Raw genomic sequence first — 10874 nt, 5'->3', positions numbered from 1 at the left:
CCACACCCGCAGCCGCCTGCGTATGACCGATATTCGACTTCAACGACCCCAACCACAACGGCCGACCCCCCGACCTGCCCTGCCCATACGTCGCCAACAACGCCTGCGCCTCAATCGGATCACCCAACGTCGTCCCCGTACCATGCGCCTCCACCACATCCACCTGGGATGACGTCAGCCCCGCACTGGCCAGTGCTTGGCGGATGACGCGCTGCTGGGAGGGCCCGTTCGGTGCGGTCAGACCGTTCGACGCACCGTCCTGATTCACCGCCGAACCACGCACCACCGCCAACACCGGATGCCCATTACGCCGCGCATCGGACAACCGCTCCAACAACAGCATGCCCACGCCTTCGGCCCACGCCGTGCCGTCAGCCCCGTCCGAGAAGGACTTGCAGCGGCCGTCGGGGGACAAGGCACCCTGGCGGCTGAACTCCACGAAGATCTCGGGGGTCGACATCACGGCCACGCCGCCCGCCAACGCGAGCGAGCAGTCGCCGCGCCGCAGTGCCTGGGCCGCGAGATGCAGGGTCACCAGCGAGGACGAGCAGGCAGTGTCGATCGTGACGGCGGGGCCTTCGAGGCCGAAGGTGTACGCGACGCGGCCGGACGCGACGCTCCCCGCGCTGCCGTTGACGAGGTAGCCCTCGAAGCTGTCCAGCGTGCCGTACAGTCGCGTCCCGTAGTCGTTGTACATCACTCCGGCAAAGACACCCGTGTGGCTGCCCCGCAGCGTGGCAGGCACGATCCCGGCCCGCTCGAACGCCTCCCATGAGGTCTCCAGCAGCAGCCGCTGCTGGGGGTCGATGGTAAGCGCCTCACGCGGGCTGATACCGAAGAAGGCGGGGTCGAACCGGTCGGATTCATGCAGGAATCCGCCCTCTCGGGTGTAGCTCTTACCCGGCCGCTCCGGGTCCTCGTCGTAAAGGTCCTCGGCCCAGCCGCGGTTCTGCGGAAAATCGGAAATCGCGTCCGTGCCGGAGGCGACCAGTTGCCACAGTTCCTCGGGGGAGTTCACACCGCCCGGGTACCGGCAGCTCATCGAGACGATCGCGATCGGCTCGGAGTTCGCGGTCTCCAGTTCCATGATGTGCTGCCGAGCCTGGTGCAGATCCCCCGTGACCCGCTTGAGGTAGGCGCGAAGCTTTTCCTCGTTCGCCATCTGAGAACTTTCCCTTTCGAATTTCCGAGATTCCACGCCAAGCAGGTCGCGACGCCAAGAGTCGCAACTCAGAGATGCTCATCAATGAAGCTGAAGAGGTCGTCGTCCGATGCCGCTTCGAGTTGGTCGGTCACCGATTCCTCCGCCGGCCCGCCGGCCGAATCACCGGCGCGGATTCCGTACTGCGACAGCAACTCCTGGAGACGCGCCTGGACCGGCTCGGTCAGCGTGTCACTCGCCGCGAGCGCGGCCTCCAGTGCGTCGATTTCCCGCAGTACGGCCATGGGCCCCGCCTGCCGCGCCGGGCCGATCTCGGCCTTGATGAACTCCGCGAGAGCAGCGGGCGTGGGGTAGTCGAAGACGAGCGTGGCCGGCAACCGCAGCCCCGTGGCCTCGTTCAGCAGGTTGCGCAGCTCGACGGCGGTCAGCGAGTCGAAGCCGAGTTCCTTGAACGACCGGTCCGCGTGCGCCCCTTCGGGCCGCGCGTGTCCGAGCACCCCGGCCACATGGCCGCGCACCAGGTCGAGCAGCACCCGGTCCTGCTCGGTGTCCTCCAACCCACTGAGCCGATCCCGCAGCGACGCGGCCCCCACGGCGTCGGCAGCCGTCGTACCGCCGCTCGCCGCCCTGCGGACGGCCGGCTTGACCAGCCCGCGCAGCAGCGGCGGAACGTCCTGCGCGCTCGTACGGGAGCGCAGCGCGGCCAGGTCCAGCCGTACGGGCAGCACCGCCGCCCCGTCCGCGCCTGCCACGGCGTCGAACAGCGCGAGGCCGTGTGCCGAGGACATCGGCGCGATGCCCATCCGAGCCAGCCGCTTGACCCCGCTGTCGTCCAAGCGTTCGGTCATGCTGCTGCGCTCGGACCACAAACCCCAGCCGAGCGCCACAGCGGGCAGGCCACGGGCGCGCCGGTGGTGGGCCAGGGCATCCAGGAAGACGTTGGCCGCCGCGTAGTTGCCCTGGCCCGCGGTGCCGAAGGCTCCCGCGGCCCCGGAGAAAAGAATGAACGCGTCGAGGTCCAGGTCGAGGGTCAGCTCGTGCAGGTTCAGCGCCGCGTCCAGCTTCGGGCGCAGCACCCGGTCGACCCGCTCGGCGGTGAGCGTGTCGATGACCCCGTCGTCCAGGACCCCGGCCACGTGCACGACGGCCTTCAGTGGATGCTCCGTGGGCACTGCGGCCAGCACCCGCGCCAGTTGCTCCCGGTCCGCGGTGTCGCAGGCGGCGATGGTGACGTCCGCGCCGAGCGCGGTGAGCGCGGTGTGGAGGTCGGCGGCGCCCTCGGCGGCCGGGCCGTGGCGGCTGGTCAGCAGCAGTCGCCGTACGCCGTGCTCGGTGACCAGGTGTCGGGCGACCAAGCCGCCCAATGTGCCGGTGGCACCGGTCACGAGGACGGTGCCGCTCGGGTCGAGGACGAGGCCCGGGTCGTTGGCGGCCGTGGTGGCTCGGGCCAGTCGAGGAATGAGCAGGTCGCGCCCGCGTACGGCGAGCTGCGGCTCCCCCGTCGCGACAGCGGCGGGCAGGGCCCGGCACGACGTCTCGTCCTCGTCCAGGTCGACGGCCAGGAACCGGCCGGGGTGCTCGGACTGCGCGGAGCGGATCAAGCCCCACAGCGGCGCGTTCACGAGATCGATCAGCTCGTCCGACGACCGGGTGGCGACGGCGCCTCGGGTGAGGAACACCAGCCGGGTGGCCGCGAACCGCTCATCGGCGACCCACGACCGCAGCAGCGCCAGTGCGTTCCCCAGGGTGGTACGGGCATCGCTCGGCACCGTGGTGAGTCCGGCCTCGGCCGGCCCTCGGTCGGCGACGCAGGCCACGAACACGGCCTCGGGGAGCGGTGCGCCCGCCCCGATGGCGTCGGCCAGGGCCGCCAGGTCGGTGTGCACCGCCACCTCGGCCTCGCCACCGAGTTCCACGCTCAGTTTGAACTCGTCCGGGCCGACCACGGCCCACGGGCCGGAGGTCTGGCGCGGGTGCGGCAGGGCCGTCCAGTCGACGCGGAACAGCGAGTCGTCGAGCGGCCCGCTCCGTGCCGCGCCCAGCTGGGCCGGGTCGACCGGTCGCAGCACCAGCGATGCGAGGGAGGCCACCGGCGTACCGGTGCCGTCGGCCACCGCCACGGACACCGCGTCCTGCCCGGCGGGCTTGATGGCCACACGCAGCACGGAAGCGCCCGCGGCGCGCAGCGCCACCCCGGCCCAGCTGAACGGCAGTCGGACCGTGTCCGGGCCGCCGAAGAACTCCCCGAGCCTGAGGCCGTGCAGCGCCGCGTCGAGCAGGGCCGGGTGCATGGCGAAGCGAGCCGCCTCCGTCTGCTGCTCATGCGCCAACGCGGCCTCGGCGAAGATCTCCTCTCCGCGTCGCCAGGCCGCCCGCAGCCCCCGGAAGGCGGGGCCGTAGTCGTAACCGGCCGCGGCGAAGTCCTCGTACAGCGCGGCGGTGTCCAGGGCTTGGGCGCCCTCCGGAGGCCATACGGTCAGGTCGCTCGCGGGCTCTGTGGCGCCCTCCGCCAGGGTGCCGGTGGCATGGCGGGTCCAGGCGGCATCGAACCCGGTGTCCTCGGGGCGCGAGTAGATGTTCAGGGCGCGGCGGCCCGCCTCGTCCGGCTCGTCGACCGTCAGTCGCAGCTGCATCCCAGCCCGTTCGGGAAGGACCAGCGGCGCCTCGAGCGTCAGCTCCTCGACCACATCACAGCCGACCTCGTCACCGGCGCGGACCGCCAGTTCCACGAACCCGGTGCCCGGCAGCAACACCGTGTCGCCCACGGCGTGATCGGCCAGCCAGCCATGCGACCGCAACGACAGCCGCCCGGTGAACACGACCCCCGCGGAATCCGGCAATTCGACGGCCGCGCCCAGCAACGGATGTCCTGCTGAGCCGAGTCCCAGCGCGGAGGCCGCAGCCGTGTCGTCCGCGGAGGACGATGTGTCGAGCCAGTAGCGCTCGCGCTGGAAGGCATACGTCGGCAGATCCACCCGCGACGCCCCCGTACCGGCGAACACCTCCGCCCAGCGCACAGCCACACCCCGCACCCACGCCTGCGCCAGGCCCGACAGCAACGACTCAGCCTCAGCACGCCCCGACCGCAACACAGGAACGAACACCCCATCGGCCACCGACTCCGCACCCATCGCGCTCAACACCCCATCGGGACCCAGCTCAAGAAACACGGACACGCCCTGCTCGGCCAGACAGGCCACGCCCTCACCGAAACGAACTGCCTGACGCACATGCCGCACCCAATAATCAGCCGAAACCAGCCCACCAGACGTGGCCAACCTGCCCGACACATTGGAAACGACCGGAATACGCGGCGCGACGTAGGTCAGGGTCTCCGCGACGGAACGGAAGTCGTCCAGCATCAGGTCCATACGAGGCGAATGGAACGCATGCGACACCTCAAGACGCCTGGTCTTACGACCCCGACCCCGGAACGTCTCCGCCACAGCAAGGACAGCATCCTCATCACCAGAGACCACCACCGAGGTCGGACTGTTGACCGCAGCAACGCCGACCCGGCCCTCATACTCGGCAAGAAGCGGCGCCACCTCGTCCTCGGCCGCCTGGACCGCGACCATCGCCCCGCCGACGGGCAGCGCCTGCATCAACCGACCCCGAGCCGCCACCAGCCGCACCGCATCCTCCAACGAAAACACACCCGCCACATGAGCCGCCACAATCTCACCGACCGAATGACCACCCACAAACTCCGGCACCACACCCCACGACTCAACCAACCGGAACAACGCCACCTCAACAGCGAACAGGCCAGCCTGCGTAAACACCGTCTGACCAAGAAGAACAGCATCATCACCGAAGATCACATCACGCACAGACCGCTCAACATGCCCCGCCAACTCCTTGTCCAGCAGCCCGCACACCTCGTCAAACGCTCCCGCGAACACCGGATACTGGCCATACAACTCACAGCCCATACCCACCCGCTGACTGCCCTGACCCGAAAACAACACCGCCATCCAGCCCGAACCGACCCCCTGACCGACGACAACACCAGAAGCCGACTCACCCCGCGCCAGCGCATGCAGCCCAGCCCGCAATCCGTCACGGTCACCCACCACCACCGCCCGATGTTCAAAGGCCGTGCGCCCCGATGCCAACGACCACCCCACATCCACCGGCGACAACTCACCAAATCCATCGACGTGAGACAGCAACCGCCCCGTCTGCCCCCGCAACGCTCCCACACCACGCCCCGACACCACCCACGGCACCACCCCAGGAACCACCGGCACCACAGGAACCTCAGCGGGCTCCACCGGCTCCCCGACGGTTTCCGGTGCCTGCTCCAGAATGACGTGCGCGTTCGTCCCACTCACACCGAACGCGGAAACACCTGCCCGGCGCGGCCGCCCGGTCTCAGGCCACGCCCGCTGCTCGGTCAGCAGCTCGACCGCGCCGGCCTCCCAGTCCACCTCCGGGGAAGGCTCCTCGACATGCAGAGTCCGCGGCAGCACGCCGTGCTGCATGGCGAGCACCATCTTCATGACACCCGCAGCGCCCGCCGCGGCCTGTGGGTGGCCCATGTTGGACTTCAGCGAGCCCAGCCACAGCGGCCGGTCCTCCGGCCGGCCCTGTCCGTACGTGGCCAGCAGCGCTTCGGCCTCGATCGGGTCGCCCAGCGTTGTCCCCGTGCCATGCGCCTCCACGGCATCCACCTCGGCGGCGGAAAGCCGTGCGTTCGCGAGAGCCTGCCGGATCACCCGCTGCTGCGAGAGCCCGTTCGGCGCCGTCAGACCATTCGACGCACCATCCTGATTCACCGCCGAACCACGAACCACCGCAAGCACCGGATGGCCATTGCGACGGGCGTCAGACAGCCGCTCCAGTACGAGTATGGCCGCGCCCTCGCTCCAGCCCGTACCGTCAGCGGCCGCGGAGAAGGCCTTGCAGCGGCCGTCGGCCGACAGCCCGCGCTGGCGGCTGAACTCGATGAAGATGCCCGGCGCCCCCATGACCGTCACACCACCCGCGAGGGCGAGGGAGCACTCGCCCTGCCGCAGCGCCTGCGCCGCCAGGTGCAAGGTCACCAACGAGGACGAGCACGCCGTGTCCACGGTGATCGCGGGCCCTTGCAGCCCCAGCACGTATGCGATGCGCCCCGAGATGACGCTGGAGGACTTGCCGGTCAGCAGATAGCCCTCGACGGAATTCGGGGCCTCATGCAGCCGCGCCGCGTAGTCCTGATAGGTCATTCCGGCGAAGACGCCGGTCGTAGTGCCCTTGAGCGACTGCGGGTCGATTCCAGCCCGCTCGAGCGCTTCCCACGCGGTTTCAAGCAGCAGCCGCTGCTGCGGATCCATGGCCAAGGCCTCGCGCGGCGATATGCCGAAGAAGGCCGGGTCGAACTCGGCGGCGTCATGCAGGAAGCCGCCTTCACGGGTGTAGCTCTTGCCCGACCGATCGGGATCCGGGTCGTACAGGCCCTCGACATCCCAGCCGCGGTCGGTCGGCAGCTCGGAGATCACGTCACGGCCCTCGGCGAGGAGCTGCCACAGCTCCTCGGGCGTGCGTACGTCGCCGGGAAAACGACAGCCCATCGCGACGATCGCGATCGGTTCGTCGGCTGCGGGCAGCGCCACCGGGATCGGCGCCGGGGCAGCGGTCGCGGTCGCCGCGTCGTCGCCCACCAGCTCCGTACGCAGGTGCTTGGCCATGAGGGTCGCCGTGGGGTGGTCGAAGACGGCGCCGGTGGCCAACCGCAGGCCGGTGGCGACGTTCAGGCGATTGCGCAGCTCCATGACCCGCATCGAGTCGAAGCCGAGCTCCTTGAACGCCCGGCCCGCCGCGACCGAGTCGGCTTCGGCGTGTCCAAGCACCGCGGCCGCGTGCGTACGCACCAGCTCGAGCAACAGCCGCTCCTGTTCGACCGGCGCGAGGTCGGCCAGCCGCCCGGCGAGGCCGGGGCCGGAGTGTGACTCCGTGGCGTCGTCTCGCTCGGCGGCCCGGCCGGCGCGGGCCTCGGGCAGCTCGTCGAAGAGCCGGCTCCTACGGGTCGCGGCGAACTCCGTCACGAACCGTGGCCAGTCGATGTCGGCCACCGCGAGGAACGGCTCGTCGCGGTCCGCCACCTGGCCCAGCGCCTCGATGGCCACCTCGGGTGCCATCGCCCTGAGGCCGCGGCGGCTCATCCGTTCGTCGATCGCGCCGCCGACCATCCCGCCGCCGCTCCACGTGCCCCAAGCCAGCGCCACCGCGGGCAGGCCGCGCTGTCGACGGTCCAGGGCGAGCGCGTCGAGGTACGTGTTGGCCGCCGCATAAGCGGCCTGGCCACCGTTGCCCAACGCGCCCGCGACCGAGGAGAAGAGCACAAACGCGTCGAGTTCCAGATGCTGGGTGAGCTCGTCGAGGTGGCGTGCGGCGGACACCTTGGAGCGCAGCACCCGTTCCAGGTGCGCAACGGTCAGCGACTCGATGACACCATCGTCGAGCACCCCTGCCACGTGGACGACCGCGGTGAGCGGGCGCTCGGCGGGGATCGAGGCCAGCAGCTCGGCAAGCGCGGCCCGGTCGGCCACATCACAGGCCGCCACCGTCACCCCGACGCGCAGCTCGGTGAGCTCGGCGGTCAGCTCGGCCGCTCCGGGGGCGTCCGCGCCCCTGCGGCTCGTCAGCACCAGGTGCTCGGCGCCGTGTCCGGCCAGCCAGCGCGCGACATGGCCGCCCAGCGCACCCGTACCGCCGGTGACCAGGACCGTGCCACGCGGCTTCCAGCCGCTGTGCCCCGCCGCCGTGTTCTGGGGCGCGCGTACCAAGCGACGTACGAACACACCCGCCGGGCGGATCGCAAGCTGATCCTCGGGCGATCCACCCACCGTGGCACCGGCGAGCACCGCGCACAGCCGTTCCTGCGCCCGAGTGTCCAAGGTCTGCGGCAAGTCGAGCAGACCGCCCCACCGGTCAGGGTGCTCAAGCGCGGCCACCCTGCCCAGGCCCCACACCGGGGTCTGTACGGCGCCCGTCTGCCGATCGGCTCGGCCGACCGAAACTGCACCGCGCGTGACGCACCACAGGCGTGTGTCGGCACCCGCGTCGACCAGCGCCTGCAGTAGTGACAGGGTGCCCGCCAGCCCGGACGGCACGCCCGGGTGCCCGGGGTGCGCCGCCGTGTCGAGGGCCAGCAGAGACAGGACCCCGGCGACCGACGTGCCTTCGACTGCCTGTGACACCTGCTGGGCCAGCCGCTTCCGGCCGGCGTCGGCCTCCACGACCAGGCGGATCGTACGGGCCCCTTGGGCACTCAGCGCCTGGACCGCCTCAGCGGCCCACTCGTCGTCGGCATGCGAGGCGGGGACGACCGCCAGCCACGTCCCGGACAGCGCCGAGCCCGGTGTCTTGTCCAACGGCTGCCAGCTGATCCGGTAGCGCCACCCGGCGAGCTTCGACTGTTCCTGCCGCAGCCGGTGCCAGGACGACAGCGCGGGCAGGACCGCGTTGAACGGCTCGTCGCCGGAGATGTCGAGTGTCGTGGTGAGGGATTCGAGGTCTTCGTTTTCGATCGCTTCCCAGAAGCGTGCTTCTATCTCGTCGGCCTCGCGCTCGGAGGCAGCGGGGCGCATCTGGGGCTCGAGCCAGTAGCGCCGGCGCTGGAAGGCATACGTCGGCAGATCCACCCGCGACGCACCGGTGTCCGCGAAGGCCACGCCCCAGTCCACGGCCACACCCTGCACATACGCCTCGGCGAGAGAAGTCAGGAAGCGATCGAGGCCGCCCTCGTCACGCCGCAGCGAACCCAGCACCACCGAGCCCTCCGCACCACGGGCCTCGGCGGTCTCCTGGATCCCGATGGTCAGCACCGGGTGGGCGGACGCCTCGATGAAAACGGCGTCCCCTGCGTCGAGGATGGCGCCGACGGTCTCCTCGAACCGGACCGTCTGCCGCAGATTGCGATACCAGTAGCCGGCGTCCAGCTCAGTCGCGTCGATGAGGCCACCGGTCACGGTCGAGTAGAACGGCACTGTCGACGGCTTGGGCTCGATGCCTGCCAGCAGTTCCGCCAGCCGGTCCTCGATCACCTCGACCTGGGCGGAGTGGGATGCGTAGTCCACCGCGATACGACGAGCTCGCACCTCTTCGGTCTCGCACTGGCTCAGCAGCCCCTCCAGTGCCTCGACCTCACCGGCCACCACCACCGAAGTCGGGCCATTCACCGTTGCCACCGACAGACGACCGTCCCACGCCGCGATCCGCTCGGCGACCTGCTCGGCCGTCAGCGACACCGACGCCATGCCACCGAGCCCGGCCAGGTCCTCGGCAATCGCCTGAGAACGCAGCGCCACCACCTTCGCCGCATCCCGCAAAGACAACGCCCCGGCAACACAGGCAGCCGCGATCTCACCCTGCGAGTGACCGACCACCGCGGCGGGCTCAACACCATAGGACCGCCACAGCTCAGCCAGCGACACCATCACCGCCCACAACACCGGCTGCACCACATCCACCCGCTCCAACGGCACAGCACCCGCAAGGCCCCGGACAACAGCCTCGAGATCCCAGTCGACGAACTCCGCCAACGTCCCACCACACTCGGCAAAACGCTCCGCGAACACCGGCGAGGAGTCCAGCAACTCCGCGGCCATCCCCGCCCACTGCGAACCCTGACCAGGGAACACGAACACGGGCCTGCCGCCGGCCGAGCTCACACCCGATGCAGGCGTCTCAACCACACACGGAACGGCTTCCCCGCGCGTCAGCGCACGCAGCCGGTGCACCAGGGCTTCCCGATCCTCGCCGATGACGACTGCGCGGTTTTCGAACTCAGCCCGCCCGGACAGCAACGACCAGCCCACATCCACCGGCGACAGCTCGCGGTCGCGCTCGATGTGAGCCAGCAACCGCGCCGCCTGCCCTCGCAAGGCATCCGCGCCACGACCCGAGATCACCCACGGCACCACCACCGGCACCCGCGGCGCTCCAACAGACGGTGCCGGGGCCGGATTCTCCGGTGCCTCTTCCACGATCAGGTGTGCGTTGGTGCCACTGATCCCGAACGAAGAGATACCCGCACGACGCGGGCGGTCACTCTCCCACGCCCGCTGCTCGGTGAGGAGTTCCACCGCACCTGCAGTCCAGTCGACCTCACCGGTCGGCTCATCGACGTGCAGTGTTTTCGGCAGCACACGATGGCGTAGCGCCAGCACCATCTTCATCACACCAGCCACACCAGCAGCAGCCTGCGCGTGCCCGATGTTGGACTTCAGCGACCCCAACCACAACGGCTGGTCTTCGCGCCGGCCTTGTCCGTAGGTCGCCAAGATCGCCTGTGCCTCGATCGGGTCGCCCAGCCGGGTCCCCGTGCCATGAGCCTCGACCACATCCACATCCACCGGGCTCAGGCCCGAGTTCGCCAGCGCCTGACGGATCACCCGCTGCTGGGAGGGACCGTTCGGCGCGGTCAGGCCGTTGGAGGCACCGTCCTGGTTCACTGCCGAGCCACGAATCACCGCAAGCACGGGATGGCCATTTCGCTGAGCATCCGACAACCGCTCCAGCAGCAGCATCCCCGCGCCCTCAGCCCACGACGTACCATCCGCAGCTGCCGCAAACGCCTTCGAGCGGCCATCAGCCGCCAGGCCCCGCTGCCGGCTGAACTCCACAAACATCCCCGGCGACGCCATCACCGTCACCCCGCCGGCCAACGCCAGTGACACCTCACCAGACAGCAACGCCTGCGCCGCCTGATGCAACGCCACCA

General features: G+C 70.0%; 2 protein-coding genes. Both read right to left on the bottom strand.

Features of this window, described 5'->3' with window-relative positions:
- The coding region (locus CCN51_RS21135) for a type I polyketide synthase (RefSeq protein WP_211303237.1) at nucleotides 1–1162 on the bottom strand (1162 nt) is incomplete at its 3' end.
- A gap of 68 nt (nucleotides 1163–1230) precedes the next feature.
- Nucleotides 1231–10874: type I polyketide synthase (locus CCN51_RS21130; protein WP_245881658.1), on the bottom strand; the 9644-nt coding region annotated here is incomplete at its 5' end.

Origin of the sequence: Streptomyces milbemycinicus, from assembly GCF_002154605.1 — a bacterium.
Lineage (GTDB): Bacteria > Actinomycetota > Actinomycetes > Streptomycetales > Streptomycetaceae > Streptomyces > Streptomyces milbemycinicus.
The sequence above is the reverse complement of the archived record's forward strand: the minus strand, read 5'-3'. Positions and strand labels throughout refer to the sequence as shown.